This is a genomic window from Candidatus Photodesmus blepharonis (assembly GCF_000731795.2).
In the GTDB taxonomy this organism is placed as follows: Bacteria; Pseudomonadota; Gammaproteobacteria; order Enterobacterales; family Vibrionaceae; genus Vibrio; species Vibrio blepharonis.
In genome coordinates this window covers 37,802-56,197 of sequence record NZ_JGVK01000001.1, presented here as the reverse complement: position 1 = coordinate 56,197, position 18,396 = coordinate 37,802, and the positions used below count along the sequence as shown (strand labels likewise).

The 18,396-nt window shown below is 35.9% G+C and carries 16 protein-coding genes; 10 read left to right on the top strand and 6 right to left on the bottom strand.

All coding sequences use genetic code 11. The features are described from left to right. Positions 1-13: 13 nt before the first annotated feature. From rodA to lipA, 6 genes are all read left to right on the top strand, one after another. Positions 14-1,138 carry a rod shape-determining protein RodA gene (rodA, locus tag CF67_RS00250; RefSeq protein ID WP_034412910.1) on the top strand — a complete coding sequence of 375 codons (1,125 nt, stop codon included), beginning with the start codon at positions 14-16 and terminating at the stop codon, positions 1,136-1,138. Between the two features lie 3 nt (positions 1,139-1,141). After that, entirely contained in the window at positions 1,142-1,915 is a 774-nt protein-coding gene (locus CF67_RS00245) for a septal ring lytic transglycosylase RlpA family protein (RefSeq protein WP_034412908.1), read from the top strand. Between the two features lie 78 nt (positions 1,916-1,993). Beyond that, entirely contained in the window at positions 1,994-3,178 is a 1,185-nt protein-coding gene (locus CF67_RS00240) for a serine hydrolase (protein WP_034412907.1), read from the top strand. Between the two features lie 97 nt (positions 3,179-3,275). Continuing rightward, positions 3,276-3,533: a DUF493 family protein YbeD gene (gene ybeD, locus CF67_RS00235; RefSeq protein WP_034412905.1), complete on the top strand. Its 258-nt coding sequence runs from the start codon at positions 3,276-3,278 to the stop codon at positions 3,531-3,533. Positions 3,534-3,621: 88 nt separating this feature from the next. Then, positions 3,622-4,257, top strand: a complete 636-nt coding sequence (gene lipB, locus CF67_RS00230; RefSeq protein WP_034412992.1) for a lipoyl(octanoyl) transferase LipB — start codon at positions 3,622-3,624, stop codon at positions 4,255-4,257. Positions 4,258-4,295: 38 nt separating this feature from the next. Beyond that, positions 4,296-5,237: a lipoyl synthase gene (gene lipA, locus CF67_RS00225; RefSeq protein ID WP_034412903.1), complete on the top strand. Its 942-nt coding sequence runs from the start codon at positions 4,296-4,298 to the stop codon at positions 5,235-5,237. Between the two features lie 30 nt (positions 5,238-5,267). Here lipA and glyA read toward each other — a convergent pair whose 3' ends face one another. From glyA to CF67_RS00210, 3 genes are all read right to left on the bottom strand, one after another. After that, positions 5,268-6,518 (bottom strand): serine hydroxymethyltransferase, encoded by a 1,251-nt coding sequence (gene glyA / locus CF67_RS00220; RefSeq protein ID WP_034412901.1) that lies wholly within the window; start codon positions 6,516-6,518, stop codon positions 5,268-5,270. Positions 6,519-6,623: 105 nt separating this feature from the next. Beyond that, the gene (locus CF67_RS00215) at positions 6,624-9,737 is read right to left on the bottom strand and encodes an efflux RND transporter permease subunit (RefSeq protein ID WP_034412899.1); all 3,114 of its coding nucleotides are present in this window, start codon (positions 9,735-9,737) and stop codon (positions 6,624-6,626) included. A 2-nt stretch (positions 9,738-9,739) separates the two neighbouring features. Continuing rightward, positions 9,740-10,801, bottom strand: a complete 1,062-nt coding sequence (locus CF67_RS00210) for an efflux RND transporter periplasmic adaptor subunit (RefSeq protein WP_034412897.1) — start codon at positions 10,799-10,801, stop codon at positions 9,740-9,742. Positions 10,802-11,236: 435 nt separating this feature from the next. Between CF67_RS00210 and gmhB the strand changes: the two genes are divergently transcribed. Then, a complete protein-coding gene (gene gmhB, locus CF67_RS00205) occupies positions 11,237-11,785 on the top strand; it encodes a D-glycero-beta-D-manno-heptose 1,7-bisphosphate 7-phosphatase (RefSeq protein ID WP_034412894.1) in 549 nt (182 codons plus the stop codon). Positions 11,786-11,843: 58 nt separating this feature from the next. Here gmhB and thiI read toward each other — a convergent pair whose 3' ends face one another. Genes thiI through pomA form a run of 3 tightly spaced genes read right to left on the bottom strand, consistent with a single transcriptional unit; the run spans position 11,844 to position 14,977 of the window. Beyond that, positions 11,844-13,292, bottom strand: a complete 1,449-nt coding sequence (gene thiI / locus CF67_RS00200) for a tRNA uracil 4-sulfurtransferase ThiI (protein ID WP_034412892.1) — start codon at positions 13,290-13,292, stop codon at positions 11,844-11,846. Positions 13,293-13,315: 23 nt separating this feature from the next. Beyond that, on the bottom strand, positions 13,316-14,200 hold the full coding sequence (locus tag CF67_RS00195; RefSeq protein WP_034412890.1) for a flagellar motor protein MotB: 885 nt from the start codon (positions 14,198-14,200) through the stop codon (positions 13,316-13,318). Positions 14,201-14,212: 12 nt separating this feature from the next. After that, complete coding sequence (gene pomA / locus CF67_RS00190; RefSeq protein WP_034412888.1) at positions 14,213-14,977, bottom strand: flagellar motor protein PomA; 765 nt, start codon at positions 14,975-14,977, stop codon at positions 14,213-14,215. A gap of 298 nt (positions 14,978-15,275) precedes the next feature. Here pomA and CF67_RS00185 point away from each other — a divergent pair, with 298 nt between their 5' ends. Genes CF67_RS00185 through dxs form a run of 3 tightly spaced genes read left to right on the top strand, consistent with a single transcriptional unit; the run spans position 15,276 to position 18,308 of the window. Continuing rightward, entirely contained in the window at positions 15,276-15,521 is a 246-nt protein-coding gene (locus CF67_RS00185; protein ID WP_034412886.1) for an exodeoxyribonuclease VII small subunit, read from the top strand. Between the two features lie 3 nt (positions 15,522-15,524). Beyond that, a complete protein-coding gene (gene ispA / locus CF67_RS00180; protein ID WP_034412884.1) occupies positions 15,525-16,418 on the top strand; it encodes a (2E,6E)-farnesyl diphosphate synthase in 894 nt (297 codons plus the stop codon). 24 nt (positions 16,419-16,442) lie between these two features. Next, a complete protein-coding gene (gene dxs / locus CF67_RS00175) occupies positions 16,443-18,308 on the top strand; it encodes a 1-deoxy-D-xylulose-5-phosphate synthase (protein ID WP_034412882.1) in 1,866 nt (621 codons plus the stop codon). Positions 18,309-18,396: the final 88 nt, after the last annotated feature.

The window sequence follows — 18,396 nt, the reverse complement described above, 5'->3', positions numbered from 1 at the left end:
GGAAAAATAAATAATGCGATACAACTCATTAAAAATCCATAATCGAGTATTTTTTCAGCATCTACATATCGACTTGCCTCTGTTAATTGGAATTCTTACGCTTATGATTTTCGGTCTCATTGTGATATACAGTGCTAGCGGTCAAAATTCAGCTATGAGAGATCGCCAGATTGTACGTATGCTATTATCGATTGGGATCATGCTTTTCGCAGCACAAATTCCACCAAGAACTTATGAATCACTTGCACCATTAGTATTTTTCTGTGGTATCGCCCTGTTATTCAGTGTACTTTTTTGGGGTGAAGCTTCAAAAGGTGCTCAACGCTGGCTTAACCTAGGTTTTATTCGATTTCAACCATCAGAACTATTGAAGCTTGCAGTACCTCTTATGATTGCTCGCTTTATAGGAAATAAAAGTTCTTTTCCACCGACGTTTCAAACTTTGATATTTTCCTTAATGATGCTACTGGTTCCCACCATTCTAATAGCAAAACAACCTGACTTAGGTACTGCCATGCTTATCGCTACCTCAGGAATTTTTGTTATCTTCCTTTCAGGTATTAGGTGGAAAGTTATTTCTTTTTCCATATTGGCTATTAGCGCATTGATTCCAATTTTTTGGTTTTTCTGTATGCATGAATATCAAAAAGCACGCGTAAGAACTTTATTTAATCCTGAATCTGACCCTCTTGGTTCAGGTTACCATATCATTCAAAGCAAAATTGCGATTGGTTCGGGTGGTATTTCGGGTAAGGGATGGCTAGAAGGAACTCAATCGCAATTAGAATTTCTACCGGAACGTCACACAGATTTTATTTTTGCGGTAATTGCTGAAGAATGGGGACTCATTGGTATTTTAATTCTTCTATCAATCTACCTGTTTATTATCGGTCGTGGATTATCTTTGGCAAGCGACGTACAAACTGCTTTTGGTCGTATGATGGCTGGTAGTATAGTTTTAAGCTTTTTTGTTTACATATTTGTTAACATTGGTATGGTTAGTGGAATTTTGCCCGTTGTTGGTATTCCTCTCCCCTTAATCAGTTATGGAGGGACATCAATGGTAACTTTGATGGCTAGTTTCGGGGTTCTGATGTCCATACATACTCATAGAAAAGCCTTCTCAAAGGTCACATGATTGATGAAAAAACAGCATTTTTTATTTATCATTGGAAGTACTATCATACTAACGAGTTGTTGTTCTTCTGTAAGCCGTTATAATGTTAAACACGATTCTGCTCCTCAAAAAATTATTCCAGTAGCAAACACTAAAGATGCTACACCACGGTATGAACCATACAGCCTAGGTGGAAACCAAAATTATACTCTGCATGGTAATGATTATGTCATTGTTGAAAGTGTACAAGGTTTTAAAGAAAAAGGAAAAGCTTCTTGGTATGGAAAAAAATTTCATGGGCATTTGACTGCAAATGGCGAGATATATGACATGTATTCAATGTCTGCAGCACACAAAACATTACCGATTCCAATCTATGTGAAAATCATCAATACTGATAACAACAAAGTAGCTGTTGTACGTGTAAATGATCGTGGTCCATTCCACGACAACCGAATTATCGATTTAAGCTATGCAGCTGCGCGCAAATTAGATATAATAGGACCAGGTACTGCCAATGTGGCTATTGAAGTGATTACTGTAAGCAAAGCTTCTGAAGGGAACCAAAACGCCTTTAATTATGCGGTTCAGGTAGCCTCTCTAGAGTCTATAGATCGGTCTCAAGTTTTAGTTAAAGATTTAAATAAAAAGTTATCGGTAAATGTTTTTGTTAATAGTCAGAATAAAATTCACCAGGTACTTTTAGGCCCATTCTCAGATCTTACGCTAGCCAAAAAAAAATTAAAAAAAGCTAAACTACTAGGCTACAATTCTTCATTCGTCAGAATGATACAATAATTCAACATCCAATAAATAAACTATTTTGGGTAAATTTACTGGTAAATGTATACGATTCAATATAAACTTCTGCTTATTATGAAAAAAACGACGTTGATTATATCTTTTTTTACTGTTTTTATCTCCATTTGTAGAATACCGGAAACCCTTGCTATAAACCCTCCTATTGTTATTCCAGATGCTCCAAAAATTGGAGCAAAAGGCTATGTGCTGATCGATTATCATTCAGGTAAAGTACTAACTGAAAAGGAGATGCATCGCAAGCTATCTCCTGCGAGCTTGACTAAAATTATGACTAGTTACATCATTGGTCAGGAGCTTGTACATGGCAAGATCTCTCCTGAGGATAACGTTGTCATTAGTCAAAATGCATGGTCTAAAAATTTTCCTGATTCTTCTAAGATGTTTATCGAAGTTGGAAACAAAGTAAAAGTAAAAGAACTTAATCGTGGGATTATTATTCAATCTGGAAACGATGCTTGCGTTGCAATGGCAGAACACATTGCTGGTTCTGAAGATGCGTTCGTTAGTTTAATGAATTCTTGGGCTAACAGCATTGGTATGACCAACACTAACTTTACTAATGTACATGGTTTAGATGATCCAAAGCTATATTCAACACCATACGATATGGCGCTGCTTGCTTCAGCTTTAATTCGAGATCTTCCAAAAGAATATCCTATCTATTCAGAAAAAAAATTTACTTATAATGGCATAACTCAATACAATAGGAATAGCTTACTTTGGGATAAAAGTATGAATGTAGATGGCGTTAAAACTGGTCATACTAAAAATTCAGGTTATAATCTATTGAGTTCCGCTACTGAAGGGGAGATGCGTTTGATTGCTGTTGTTATGGGTAGCAAAAGTTCTAATACTCGTAAATTTGAGAGCAAAAAACTACTAAGCTACGGTTTTCGTTTTTTTGAGACAGTTTCACCACACAAGGCAGGTGAAGCTCTTGTTCAAGAAAAAATTTGGATGGGTAACGAAGATACCATTACTCTTGGCGTTAATCAAGACACTTACGTGACGTTACCTCGTGGTCAAGCGAAAAATTTAAAAGCAAGCTTCATACTTGAAAAAGAACTTGAAGCACCAATTTCGAAAGGAGATGTAGTCGGCAAGGTATACTACCAATTAGATGACAAGAATATTGCTGAATACTCACTTTTAGCTCTAAAAAGCGTAGAGGAAGGTGGATTATTTAGCTGTTTTTGGGATTATATTGTTCTTATATTCAAATCTTTTTTCCATTTCTAGAAAAAAACTTTATTCATTTTTGCTTACTATCGTTATAGTACTCTTAAAGGAAACTATTAAATGGAATTCTCCTAATAATAGACGTCAATAAAAAAATATGAAATTGAAAGACTTACTCCAATTCCCTTGTGATTTCACCTATAAGGTAATAGGGGATTCAAAACCTGCTCTAATAAAATTAATTTTAGAAATTACTCAACGGCACGCTCCAGGATCCTACAAACCAATAGTGAAATCAAGTGCCAAAGGTAATTACTATGCAGTTTCTATCAAGATTACCGCAACATCAATTAAACAGATAGAAACCCTATATGCAGAGCTAGCGGCAATAGATATCGTTCGCATGGTTTTGTAAAAGAAAAAAAACTTACATACTTCTTGTGAACTCATCAGAACTGTTCTATTTTACAATGATGCTTTCTTGTAAATAACAGATCATGAATATAGAAAACCAGCTTGTAATAAAAAGATTAGGTCAGCAGGAATACGAACATGTTTTACAAGCTATGCACACATTCACTAATAATCGTACAAATAAAAGTCGAGATGAAATATGGCTACTAGAACATCAACCTGTTTTTACTCAAGGTCAAGCAGGTAAAACTGAACATCTTCTCGATACGGGTAAAATCCCGGTCTTTCAAAGTGATCGCGGTGGTCAAGTTACTTATCACGCTCCAGGACAGCTAATCGTCTACTTTCTCATTGACCTCAATCGAAAAAAATTAGGTGTTCGGAATTTCATCACACATATAGAAAATCTAGTAATTAATACTTTAAAAACATACAATATCCACTCAGCGTCAAAACCTGACTCACCTGGTGTATATGTTAAGAACCAAAAAATTTGCTCTCTAGCTTTGCGTATTCGAAATGGGTGTTCGTTTCACGGGTTAGCACTGAATATTAACATGGACTTAGCTCCTTTTTTAGGTATTAATCCGTGCGGTTATCAAGGAATGAAGATGATACAGGTGAGTGACTTAGGTGGACCTAAACAAGTAAAATTAGTTGAAAAACAATTGATTAAGGAATTGATTTTATTGCTTGACTATAAAAATATTTTACAAATAAACTAATTAGTAACCGCCAAATTAATTACGAAAATAATTAAAGTATGAAAAAACCGATCGAAAGAGAAAAAAACGCTAAGGTTAAGATTCCAATCAAAGATCTATCAATAACAAAAGAAGTGCTTCGCAAACCCAAATGGATGAAAATCAAAATTCCTTCAGATAGTCAGCGCGTTCATGAGACAAAATTAGTCATGCGTAAAAATAATCTTCACTCAGTATGTGAAGAGGCTTCCTGTCCAAATTTAGTAGAATGCTTTAATCATGGTGTAGCTACTTTTCTAATCCTTGGTACTATTTGTACACGTCGTTGCCCTTTTTGTGATGTCGCTCACGGCCGCCCTATGCCTGCAAAACTCAGCGAACCCAGAAAACTAGCACAAGCTATCAAAGAAATGAAATTAGAGTATGTAGTGATTACATCCGTTGCTCGCGATGACTTGCATGATGGTGGTGCAGAGCACTTTTCTGATTGCAATCTAGAAATTCGCATGCTAAATCCAAGCATAAAAATTGAAATACTAGTACCTGACTTTCGCGGCTGTGTGAATGTCGCGCTTAATCTAATTAAAAAAAATCCACCAGACATCTTTAACCATAATTTAGAGACAATTCCCCGTTTTTATAAAAAAACACGCCCAGGCGCAAGCTATAAAGGATCACTGGAGCTTTTACAAAAGTTCCAAAAGCAAAATCCAAATATTCCAACAAAATCGGGACTTATGCTGGGATTAGGTGAAAAAAAAGAGGAAATTATTAAAGTACTTAAAGATCTGCGTGCCCATAGTGTTACTATGATCACCTTAGGTCAATATCTGTCCCCGAGTCCTGATCACCTTCCCGTCCAACGCTATATCCCACCATCAGAGTTCGAAGAGCTAAGAAAAATTGCTATTGATATTGGGTTTACTCACGCTGCATGCGGACCGTTTGTTCGATCCTCATACCATGCCGATCTTCAAGCAAAAGGCATACAAATTAGATAAATAAAAGATTGTTCAATAACTTGTATCGAATTAAAGGTACACTGGGAATCGCTTGCACATTTCTAGTACTCTCATCTTTATTCTTTTAATAACACGTTGATCTCCGATATTATCAAGAATATCGCACACCCAACCTGCTATTTTCTGAACATCTCTCTCTCTACAGCCACGACGAGTAATAGAAGAAGAACCAATACGAATACCAGAAGTAACAAACGGACTACGTGGATCGTTTGGTACGGAATTTTTATTTATAGTAATATTGGCTTCACCCAATGCTTTATCTGCATCTTTACCTGTAATACCTTTATCAATTAAATCAACGAGAAATAAATGATTTGTGGTCGATCCAGAAACAACGTTATAACCACGAGCTAAAAACTCACGAACCATCACTTTTGCATTTTCAACAACCCTAATTTGGTATTCTTTAAATTCGGGTTCCATGGCTTCCTTAAAGGCTACTGCTTTACCAGCGATAACGTGCATTAAAGGACCACCTTGAGTACCAGGAAACACAGATGCGTCCAGTCTCTTTTGTAATTTCTCATCTTCATTAGATAAAATGAGACCACCGCGAGGACCAGCTAACGTTTTATGTGTAGTGCTCGTTACTACATGTGCATACGGTACAGGGCTAGGGTATACTCCTGTCGCTACAAGACCAGCAACATGTGCCATATCTGCAAAGAAATAGGCACCTACCTTATCAGCAATTTTACGCATCAGCTTCCAATCACAAATTTGAGAATAAGCCGAAAAACCACCTATTATCATCCTAGGTTTATGTTTGATAGACAAGGCTTCTACTTCTTGATAATCAATCTGACCTTCCGAATTGACGCCATAAAAAATGACATTATAAAGTTTACCAGAAAAGTTTACAGATGAACCATGAGTAAGATGACCACCACACGCCAATCCCATACCTAAAATTGTGTCGCCAACCTCTAATAAGGCTGTGTAGACTGCATTATTGGCCTGAGAACCAGAATGCGGTTGTACGTTTGCGTATACTGCACCAAAGAGTTGACACGCACGTTCAATCGCTAACATTTCTATTCTGTCAACATATTCACAACCTCCGTAATAACGTTTCTTTGAATAACCTTCAGCATATTTATTCGTCAACTGCGAACCTTGCGCTTCCATTACGCGTGGACTTGTGTAATTCTCTGAAGCGATAAGCTCAATGTGTTCTTCCTGACGGAGAGTTTCCTTCTGAATAGCTGAAAATAACTCGGGATCATAATCGGCGATGTTCATATCACGTCTTAGCATCCTAGTACCTCCTAATATATATCGTTAACGTAAAATTTTAAAACGATAACTACTTTAAAAGAACTACAAATTCTGCGATTTTAACATAGAACCAGCTGAATTTCTTCACTTAAAAGGAAGTACTTCATGCTTTTGTATCATTTTTAACTCCTTTCGAAGCTTTGCTCCTATATGACCAGGTGATTGTGTAGATGCTGAGATCAAACTATACATTGTAGGAATAACAAATAAAGTTACCAGAGTGGCGAAACTCATACCGAAGAAAATAACTGTACCCACTGCAACACGATTCTCATAACCAGATCCTGTTGATAAAATCAGCGGAATGGAACCCGCGATAGTAGTAAATGCAGTCATCATAATTGGACGCAAACGACGAACTGCAGCATCAATAATAGCCTCCTCAAATTCAATTCCACGATCACGAAGTTGATTGGCAAACTCTACTATCAAAATTCCATTCTTAGTTACCATACCAACCAACATAATCATACCAATCTGACTATAAATGTTAAGTCCTTGCTTCATTAAGAATAAGCCTAAAAAACCACCAAATACTCCTGTAGGAACAGTGAACATAACAACCAATGGATTAATAAAACTCTCAAACTGCGCAGCAAGAACTAAATAAGCTACCAATAAAGAGATAATAAATATTGTTAAAACATTTGATTTATTCTCCTTATATTCCTTAGATTCACCAAAGTAACTCATCGAAATATCGCTTGGTAATACCTTAATAACCTGGTTATCTAAAAAATGCAATGCTTCCCCAAGAGTAAAACCATTAGATATATTAGCTGTCACTGTAATAGATTTTTGCTTGTTATAGTGAGGTAAACTAACAGGCGATGCTACCTCTTCCATACTAACTACTGTATTTAATACAACTAATTTACCCGATCTCGTACGCATATAAACTTTACTTAGATCTATAGCATTATTGAAATTCTTTTCATCACCACGTAAGTAAACATCATATTCCATGCCACGTTCAACAAAAGTTGTTTCATTTTTTCCACCAAGCATAATTTCTAAAGTAGAAGCAATATCAGAAACATGAATTCCTAATTCTGCTGCATGTATCTTGTTGATCCTTGCTACTAATTCTGGTGTTTTTTCTGAATAATGGACATTAACTCCTTCCAAAAAGGGAGAAATCTCTGCTTGATGCCTCAAAACTTCTGCTATCTCTTTCAATTCTACGTAATCAGAACCTCTAAGCACAAATTGTACAGGTTCATTGAAACTACCTCTAAATCCTGGTATGAAAGGGAATATACGTACATCAGGAATACCAATCAACGCTTTACTTACTCTTTCTAATACTTGATGTATTGTGAGATTACGTTTGTTTAAATCTTCCAAAAGTATGATAACAAAACCTGTTCCAGCGCTACCACCTAAAGCTGGTGATTGCAAACTAAACGATTTCAATAACCCTTGATCAAGCATAGACATTAAACGGTCTTCAATAATATCCATGTTGTTGGATATACGATTATTACTAGTAGCATCAGCTCCCTGAACAAACGCACCAATTACACCACGATCTTCTACTGGTACTAACTCAGATGGTACTTGATTCATAAAACTAAAACTTCCAGTAATACATAGCGCAACAAGCACTGGCGGAATCCATTTCCATCTAAGCATCACCTTTAATGATGAACGGTAAAAAAACTCTAATTTAGTAAATAATTGGTTAACAAGCGAATTTAATCGACTAACTTTCGCACTTGAACTTGACTTCAAGGTTCCGCTGCTAAGCACTGGTGTTAAAGTTAAAGCAATAAGAGATGAAAAAATTACCGATGCTGCCAGCAAAACAGAAAATTCTGTGAATAGCAGACCAATCATACCATCCATAAAAGAAATCGGTAAAAATACCATAACAAGTACCAAAGTTGTTGCTATAACTGCAAAACTTACTTCACGAGTACCCTTGTATGCGGCAACCAAAGGTGGTTCTCCTTGTTCAAGATGATGAAAAATGTTCTCTACTACAACAATTGCATCATCAACAACAAGACCAATAGACAAAATCAATGCCATCAATGTAAGCAAATTAATAGAAAATCCAAAGTAGTAAGCAACTATTAACGCCGATATTAAGGATACTGGCACTGTTATTGCGGGAATAAAAGCTACCCTTATCTGACCAACAAAAACATACAGCACTAACACAACGCAAATACCAGTAAATAATAATGTCTTATAAACCTCAAAAATCGAATGCTCTATAAAAACAGTTGAATCATAATGAATCGATAGGCTAGCTCCTTCTGGTAAAGAATTCTGAACTTTTTCCACTTCTGCACGAACTAAATGAGCAACTTCGAGGGGATTGGCATCAGATTGAGTCATAATCCCCATACTGACACTAACAGTACCATCACTCTTAAAAATGGATCCATCATCTTTGGCACCTACATAAATATCAGCGATATTTTTTAAATAAATAGGAGTATCATTAATACGTTTTATTACTAAATTCTCAAAATCTTGTACGTTATGATAAGAACGTGCAACACGAACAGGCATGACGGTTGAATCATTGCTAATTTCACCAGCTGGACTTTCAATATTTTCACTTCTCAAGACGCTAACGATGTCAGATACTACAACACTCAATCCAGCCATTAAATCAGGCTTAAGCTTGATATACATTACTTTATGCAGAGCACCAAATAAATCAACCGAACTTACACCAGAGATTAAATTAAACCGATCCATCAATACTCTATCAATATAATCAGTCAACTGCACTCGATTCATTTTGGACGAACTGAAACTGATGTACAGAGATGCTGCACCTAACCTATTATTTTTTAAAATGATTGGATCATGAGCACCATTAGGCAATAAAGGCCTAGCCCGAGAAACTGCATCACGTAACTCATTCATTCCAATATTAATGTCGTAAGCTGATTTAAAAGTAACAGTAATTAAAGATATCCCCTTTTCAGTAGACGAAACAATTTTCTCTACACCATCAATACCTGATAGCTGATCTTCAAGCACAGAGGTTACTTGAGTCTCAATAACAGTTGCTGATACTCCTTCATAACTAGTACTAATGGAAACTACCAAGTTCTTAATGTCTGGCATTTCACGAATAGAAAGCTTAGAAAAGGAAACTATGCCAAACACACAAAGCAATAAACTTAGCACAATAGCAGCTACTGGTCTTTTAACTGAGACATCGGATAACCACATGATTAATCAACTTCCTTTTTCTCTTGGAGATTATATTCATTTAGTTCCGAAACCGAAATACCATCACGCATGTTGACAGTACCCTGAACAACAACTTTCTGACCAATTTCCAATCCTCTCTCAACTACAATACTATTACCGATATGGGAACCTAAAATAACTTCAGTTCGAATAACTTTAGAGTCTTGAGAAATAACGTAAACAAAACGCTTATTTCCTGAGTATTCAATAGATTGAACAGGAATAATAGACACTTGCATAGGTGAGAAAATTATGTTTGCAGAAATCAACATACCAGGTTTTAGTTTTTTAGAACTGTTTTTGAAAAGGACGCGCACTCTAAAGCTCAGAGTATCGCGATTCATATGAGAATCAATACCAACTACTTCTCCGAAAAACTCAGTATCTCCCCAAGCTGCAGTTTTTGCGCTTACTTTCATACCTGCACTGATCATCGATAGGTAAACTTCTGGAACTTCTAAATCAAGTTTCATGATTGAAAGGTTATCTAAAGTCAACAAACGATCACCAACACTAACTAATTGGCCTCGATTTAAATCAACAAAGCCTACTGTCCCTGAAAATGGAGCTACCATATATAGCTTATTTAAATTAGCCTTCGCTATAGATAAACGTGCTACCGCAATTTCAAGACTCGCCTTTTGAGCATCTATTTCAGTTTTAGGAACAGCTCCTTTTTTAACTAATTCTTCCAATTCATTAAAAATGCGTTTTTGATTATTTAAATACGCTTGAGCCTCATCTACTAGTGCTTGTGCTTTATTATCATCCAATTGAATAAGTAATTTCCCATGCTTAACTACTTGATTTGCTGAAACTACGATTTTATCAACTTTTCCGATTACCTCAGAAGCAATAACAACAGATTCATTAGATTCAAGCCTACCTATCAGAGAAAGAGACTTGGAAATTTGTTGAACTTTTACTCGTTCTGCCAAAACGCTTACAACTTGAGAATCCTGCTCCATTTCTTTTGCGTGTATGCTTAATACTACAATCAAGACAGATAAAGCCAACCAAGTGATGTTTTTTTTATTTCTCATAAAACTTGTCTACAATAAATTGAAAAAATATCTTTACTGAATATAATTCAAGTAGAATTGAAATAACCCAAATTAGGGTTACATGATATCTTACCTACTCCACTAGATTTGCGAGATACGAACATGTGTCAATTGTATTTTTCAAGAAATTGAGTTTTTTCAATAACCCAAACAACCCCTAATTGCCATTAACTTTACATTAAAGATTTTGTTAGGTCCGAAGAATTATGATGACACTTTAAACAAAACTAAGGAATATCAAACTATATATGTATAAATTCATATATTCAACAAACTGAAAGAAAGAATGTTTATCTTGATATTAAGAGTGTTCCTTACTACTAACAAGGAGTAAAATAAACGATGAAATACTAACAAAAAGTCAGAATATATCCTGCTAATTCTATCCATGTCAGTCCTACTCTAGGAAAAAAAATGATTAAACCCGCTATATTTCTTGATCGAGATGGAGTCATCAATATTGACTACGGTTATGTACACAATAAACGCAATTTTGATTTTATTGAAAATGTATTTGAGGCAACACAAAATCTAAAAAAAATGGGATATATGCTTGTACTAGTTACTAATCAATCTGGTATTGCACAGGGTATATTTACTAAAGAGTCATTTCTTTCATTAACTTGTTGGATGAACAGATGTTTTTCTAATAACAATGTGAATTTTGACGCTATCTACTATTGCCCTCATCACGCTGAACGTGGTATCGGAAAGTATAAAAAAAATTGTTATTGCCGCAAACCAAATCCTGGAATGTTAATTGCGGCCTGCAAGTCCCTACAGATTGATATGAAAAACTCTGCTATGATTGGCGATAAAATTGAAGATATGATGGCTGCCAAATCTGCTGGTATAAACACCAGAATCTTAGTTCGAACGGGAAAATCTATAACAGATGCAGGAAAAAAATTAGCGACTGTGGTACTTGATAGTATCGCTAACGTGCCTACTTACCTGAAATGAAAGAGTACACTTCTCTCCTAATAAAATTTCAAAAAGGACTCTGTGTTGAAATTAATAACTATGGACGATAAATCTTCACGTTATCGAAACCATCTTCTTGAAGATGTAAGGCCTGAATACGACTCATAATACCATGAGCACAATATAACAAATAAGTCTTATTTTGATCCAAACTACCAAACTGCGTTGATAAACGAAAGAACGGGAGATGTTGCACTTTAGCACCATCTATCTTTAACGGCGTATTATCTTTTTCGTCAGGACTGCGAATATCCAATATGATTGAATGCTTTTCTACTGTTTTTACCTGTTCAATTTTTGAAACAACTCCAAAACTTTCTTTTTTAATATCTCGAATATCAACTACATGGGAGTTATTCACCGCATGTTCAAGAAGAGAAAAATCAAATTTTCTTTCTTCATCCTCTAATTTCTTTATTACGGCTTTAACTGTAGGCTTTTTAGAAATAACCCCACAATATTCTGGAATAAACCTAGAGAAAATTTCAGTACCAATATCACGCGCAACACGGATAATGTCTTCCTTATCCCAATTAATAAGTGGACGAAGAACCAAAATATCGGTCACACTATTAATACAACGTAAATTTGTTAATGTTTGACTAGATACCTGACCAAGTGCCTCTCCCGTTACTAATGCTTGAATGTTGTATTTTTTTGCTAACATAGTACCAGCACGTATGAACATGCGTTTAAGCACTACACCCATTTGACTATCTTCAATCTTTTCAAGAATTTCAGCAACTACAGATTCAAAATTGATTTCTAAAAATTTTACTTTTGCTGATGAACCATACTTTTTCCAAAGAAAATATGAAACTTGTTTTACACCTATTTCATGTGTAGAACCACCCAAATTAAAAAAACAATAATGTGTTTTTGAACCACGTTTTATATGTAAATAACTGGATACAGCAGAATCAAAACCACCAGAAATAAGGCTTAGTACATCCTCTTGAGTACCTAAAGGAAAACCACCTAATCCTTTATGACAAGATAGGACTTGATTCAATTGTTTATTAATAACCTCGATATTTATCGTCACATCAGGGTTAACTAACTTAACACATGCACTATTAACAGCTTGGTTTAAAACACCGCCTATCTGACATTCTAACTCAGTAGAAGTAAAATTATGCTTGCCGCGGCGCTTAACTCGAACAACAAAGGTTTTTCTTTCAATATTTGCACAATGTAAATCCAACACCTGCTTACAAATATCGTTCACATCTATAAAATTAGATTGCTGCACTTCCAGAATATAGTGAATACCAGGTATGTGAGTCAAGGCCTTAAGTATTTCATCAGAATATTTTTGACTCTGTAAGTTCACTTCAATGTGATCTCGACGATTAAAGACCTCAACAAACTTAGTACGACGTTTCAAAATAATCCGAATATTACATTCTAAAATTTTCGTGAAACAATTACGCACAGATTTACTTTTTATAAAAACCTCTGGATGGATCTTAACAATAAATTTCATAATCTACTTCACAAATTAATAAATCAATATACTGAAACCGTATCATTGCTATAAATAGGTGTTCCTTGAACGACGCTAATTTCAACTCTCCTATTTTCAGAGCGCTGTAACTCAGTATCATTAGGGCCCAATGGATCAGTATCTGCCATTCCTATAATTTTTAGTCTATAACGCAAAGATCTATGCTGTGCTTCCATCTCTTGAGCAACCGATACTGCACGCTGCGCAGAAAGATCCCAATTAGAACGATATAGATCAGAATATAAAGGTTGATTATCTGTATGACCAGAAACATGGATGATCCCGGGTACATCTCTAACAAAATCCGAAATTTTCTGAATCAAAGGACGGAATTTAGGTTGCAAAAAAGCAGAACCTTCAGGAAATGCTCCCCTCTCTCGAATTCGAATCACGATCTGCTGTCCCAAATTTTCAACTTCAATAGCTCCCTCTATAATTTCTTGTTCTAATACTTTCTTGATATTCTCCTCAATTCCCCTAGAAATCACTTCAGCTTGTTGTCTTTGAAATACAAAATTCTGAACATATTGCGATAAGGATAACTTATTTCCTATTTCTTCATTGCCTTCATGAAACCTAAGCGTCCCCTGAATAACGTCAGTAGTTCGTCTCATAATCAGATCAATTGAGCTTGAATCTGTTATGCCAGACCAAAATTCCTGTGAAATGTTATTTCCATTCGGAAGTTCTTGTGTATTCAAACGATGCTGCGCTCCGAAAGCAGACTTCATAGAACCTGCAATTTGCTTAAACTTCAATGTATCCATTTCAGAAAAAGAGAACAACAGTACAAAAAAACACATTAGAAGTGACATCAAATCCGCAAATGTTGCCATCCATAGAGGAAGAACACGAATGGAACGTCTACGTTGGGTTTCATTACCCATATTTCACCTTACTCATTCGCTATCAACATTAAAAGTACGTTTACTTTCATTAAGATAGTTTTTTAAATAATTATCTATCACACGCGGATTCTGACCATCTTGAATGGCTAGTATTCCATCCATAACCAAGCGACGATTCAATCTACCTTGTTCACGACGAAGAGAGAGCTTATCAGCAATCGGAAGAAATACCATATTAGAAAGAATTGCACCATAAAGCGTTGTTAAAAGCGCTATTGCCATCGCAGGACCTATAGCTTTTGGGTCATCCATATTGGAAAGCATCGCAACCAAACCAACTAAAGTACCAATCATCCCCATAGCAGGTGCCACATCGCCAAAAGCACGAAATACTGCTGAACCTCGCTCATGACGTTCATCAGTTAAAGCAATATCTTTTTGCAATGCTGATCGCACTACGTCAGCATCATAACCGTCAACCAATAAATCAATACCTTTCTGCATAAAACTATTGGTAATTTGTATTTCTTCTAAAGCAAGAAAACCGCCTTTTCTAGCTGAATCAGCCATTTCAATTATTCTGCTGATCAAATCTTCTGGTTCATCCATTTTAAATATAAATGCTTTGCCAGCAATTTTTGCTGCACCAAAAAACTGCCTTATAGTGAACTTCATTAGCACAACGGAAGTTGAACCGCCAACAACAATCAAAATTGATGTAACATCAAAAAACATCACAATGCTGCCACTCAAAATCATTGCTGTGATAACGAAAACCATACCACCTATAAATCCTAGCAATGTTGCTAAATCCACAAAATACTCCTCTGGTATATTTTTGAATATAAAACGTAAGTTAAGATATTCAACTAGCATTGCTAAAGCTGAAAGTAATCTCTATTCAAGCAGATTATAGAAAGTTTAATTTCTAGACTACAACGCTCCTGACATTCTACACTCAAAACTAACAAAATAAATCTGATGATTACTAAACACTTTGTTACAATCTGATTAAATCAGGATGAAGGTGCAAGATATAGAGCACTTGTTGCATTTTAACATAATTGCAACCAAGATAGCTTTTCTCTAATTTTCTTTAAAATATGGATGAATTATGACAAACGAAAAACTAAGAGATATGTCGTTTGAGGCAACACTTGAAGAACTTGATACCTTAGTTCATGAGTTGGAAAACGGCAACCTAACCTTAGATAATGCGTTAAAAAAATTTGAATACGGTATTTACCTTGCTCGGGAAGGTCAAAACAAACTTGCCGATGTTGAGCAACGAGTGAAAATTTTATTGCAAAATAATGATGAAAACCCGCGGCTTATTGATTTCAATAGCAATACAGAATAATAAATGAAAAGCAATTATGAAGAGATCTTGACCTCTTATCGCAAAAGAAACAATTGCCAGCTTAATATATGGCTAAACCGGTTTCCTCATCAACATCAATCTTTGATTAAAGCAATGCGTTATAGTTTGATCGGGGGAAAGCGTGCTCGACCATTTTTAGTATATATTACAGGTAAAATACTAGGCTGCTCCGCAGAACAATTAGACACTCCTGCATCAGCCGTTGAGTGTATCCATGCTTACTCTTTAATCCATGACGATCTTCCTTCGATGGATGATGATAGTTTACGTCGTGGACAACCAACTTGTCATATTAAATTTGACGAAGCAACAGCGATATTGACTGGAGATGCATTACAAACACTAGCTTTCACTATTCTTTCAGAAGGCAATTTGCACAAACAAGCAGAACAAAATCGCATCAAAATGGTTCAATTATTGGCACAAGCATCCGGTGCACATGGTATGTGCATGGGACAATTTTTAGATCTCGAAGCTGAAAGTCGAGAAATTTCTCTTAGTGAATTAGAAGAAATTTATCGCAATAAAACTGGTGCATTAATTAAGTGCGCCATTCGTTTAGGTGCCTTAGCAGCTGGAAGCAAAGGAGTTGATATTATGCACCAATTAGATAGGTATGCTGATTCAATTGGTCTAGCTTTCCAAGTGCAAGACGACATTTTAGATGTTATCAGTAACACAGAAACATTAGGAAAACCACAAGGTTCTGATCAGCAGTTAAATAAAAGCACTTATCCCGCTCTACTTGGTTTAAATAATGCTATTAACAAATCCAAGATTCTATTAGAAGAAGCACTCCAAGCTTTAGATGCAATTCCATACAACACAGAATTGCTTGAAAAGTTCGCTTGTTATATCATCGACCGCGACAGCTAGCGATCACTAATAAGCACATATTATATGAACTTTAATATTTCACAGTATCCAACATTGGCTATAGCAAACACACCTCACGAGTTACGTACTTTACCAAAAGAAGCACTGCCTCAGTTATGTGATGAATTACGCATGTATTTATTGAATTCAGTAAGCCAATCTAGTGGTCATTTAGCTTCTGGTTTAGGCACAGTAGAGCTAACTGTAGCATTACACTATGTATATCAAACTCCCTTTGACCAACTTATTTGGGATGTAGGACACCAAGCTTATCCGCATAAAATTCTCACTAATCGTCGAGATAAAATGTCAACTATTCGACAAAAAAATGGCCTACATCCTTTTCCCTGGCGCGAAGAAAGTGAATACGATACACTGTCCGTTGGCCACTCTTCTACTTCCATTAGTGCTGCACTGGGTATCGCTATCAGCATTGCTAAAGAAGGGAAAAACCGCAAAGTTGTTAGTGTGATTGGTGATGGCTCGATTACTGCAGGCATGGCATTTGAAGCGATGAACCATGCAGGGGATATCCACCCAGATATGTTGGTTGTTCTAAATGATAACGAAATGTCAATTTCAGAAAATGTTGGTGCACTCAACAATCATTTGGCACAAGTACTTTCTGGAAATCTATATACCTCCATTAGAGAAGGAAGCAAAAAAGTGCTATCTGGTATTCCATCAATTAAAAAACTAGTACGACGCACTGAAGAGCATCTAAAAGGTATGGTTGTTCCAGGCACGTTATTTGAAGAATTAGGTTTCAATTATATCGGACCAATTGATGGTCATGATATAAATGAACTTATCAAAACTTTAAAAAATATGCGTGATTTAAAAGGACCTCAATTCTTACACATCACCACTAAGAAAGGTAAAGGCTACGAGCCCGCAGAAAAAGATCCCATTGGTTATCATGGTGTACCTAAATTTAATCCTAACTCTCCGAACCTACCTAAAAGCAGCAATACAATACAAACTTTTTCAAAAATTTTTGGTGACTTCCTATGCGATATGGCAGCACAAGATCCTAAACTGATGGCCATCACTCCAGCAATGCGAGAAGGTTCTGGAATGGTACGTTTCTCAAAAAAATTTCCAGAACAATATTTTGATGTTGCTATAGCAGAGCAACACGCGGTAACTCTCGCTACTGGTATGGCAATTTCCGGAAAAAAACCAATTGTAGCCATTTATTCAACTTTCTTGCAGCGTGCATACGATCAATTAATCCATGATGTTGCAATTATGAATCTACCAGTAATGTTTGCTATTGATCGCGCTGGTTTAGTTGGCGCGGATGGAGAAACGCACCAAGGTGCGTTCGATCTAAGTTTTATGCGATGCATTCCAAACATAACTATAATGGTGCCTAGCGATGAAAATGAATGCCGACAAATGCTCTATACCGGCTATCAACATAGTGGTCCAAGTGCGGTTCGTTATCCTCGCGGCAATGGAGTAGGCGCTGAAATTCAGACTCAATTCAGTACATTTGAAATTGGAAAAGGTCGTATTCTTCGAAAAGGGAAAAAAATAGCTATACTGAATTTTGGTATTTTGCTATCTAATATATTAGAGGTGGCAGAAAAACTGAATACTACAGTTGCTGATATGCGTTTTGTTAAACCGTTAGATAAAAAACTCATTGAACAACTCTCTAAAAGTCATGATCTGCTCGTTACTGTAGAAGAAAATTCAATTTTAGGTGGCGCTGGTACCGCGGTGCTTGAATATATGATGAAAGCAAAACTTATAAAACCAGTGCTTAACCTTGGCTTACCAGACAAATTCATCGGACAAGGATCACAAGAAGAAATGCGTGCAGAACTTGGTCTCGATGCAAAAGGTATTGAAAAAACAATTAAGCACTATCTGCTTAAATAGTTAGAAATTTGAGCAATTTCTCAATTGAAAATAAACTATATGTAAAAATATGCGATAGGTTTATCTTATTTTTTTCAAGTTGAAATCT

Excerpts from the sequence above, each read along its gene's own strand:
- rodA (WP_034412910.1), top strand. The coding sequence starts at position 14 with ATGCGATACAACTCATTAAAAATCCATAATCGAGTATTTTTTCAGCAT.
- CF67_RS00240 (WP_034412907.1), top strand. The coding sequence starts at position 1,994 with ATGAAAAAAACGACGTTGATTATATCTTTTTTTACTGTTTTTATCTCC.
- CF67_RS00215 (WP_034412899.1), bottom strand. The coding sequence starts at position 9,737 with ATGTGGTTATCCGATGTCTCAGTTAAAAGACCAGTAGCTGCTATTGTG.
- CF67_RS00245 (WP_034412908.1), top strand. The coding sequence starts at position 1,142 with ATGAAAAAACAGCATTTTTTATTTATCATTGGAAGTACTATCATACTA.
- ybeD (WP_034412905.1), top strand. The coding sequence starts at position 3,276 with ATGAAATTGAAAGACTTACTCCAATTCCCTTGTGATTTCACCTATAAG.
- thiI (WP_034412892.1), bottom strand. The coding sequence starts at position 13,292 with ATGAAATTTATTGTTAAGATCCATCCAGAGGTTTTTATAAAAAGTAAA.
- dxs (WP_034412882.1), top strand. The coding sequence starts at position 16,443 with ATGAACTTTAATATTTCACAGTATCCAACATTGGCTATAGCAAACACA.
- CF67_RS00185 (WP_034412886.1), top strand. The coding sequence starts at position 15,276 with ATGACAAACGAAAAACTAAGAGATATGTCGTTTGAGGCAACACTTGAA.
- CF67_RS00210 (WP_034412897.1), bottom strand. The coding sequence starts at position 10,801 with ATGAGAAATAAAAAAAACATCACTTGGTTGGCTTTATCTGTCTTGATT.
- gmhB (WP_034412894.1), top strand. The coding sequence starts at position 11,237 with ATGATTAAACCCGCTATATTTCTTGATCGAGATGGAGTCATCAATATT.
- ispA (WP_034412884.1), top strand. The coding sequence starts at position 15,525 with ATGAAAAGCAATTATGAAGAGATCTTGACCTCTTATCGCAAAAGAAAC.
- CF67_RS00195 (WP_034412890.1), bottom strand. The coding sequence starts at position 14,200 with ATGGGTAATGAAACCCAACGTAGACGTTCCATTCGTGTTCTTCCTCTA.
- glyA (WP_034412901.1), bottom strand. The coding sequence starts at position 6,518 with ATGCTAAGACGTGATATGAACATCGCCGATTATGATCCCGAGTTATTT.
- lipA (WP_034412903.1), top strand. The coding sequence starts at position 4,296 with ATGAAAAAACCGATCGAAAGAGAAAAAAACGCTAAGGTTAAGATTCCA.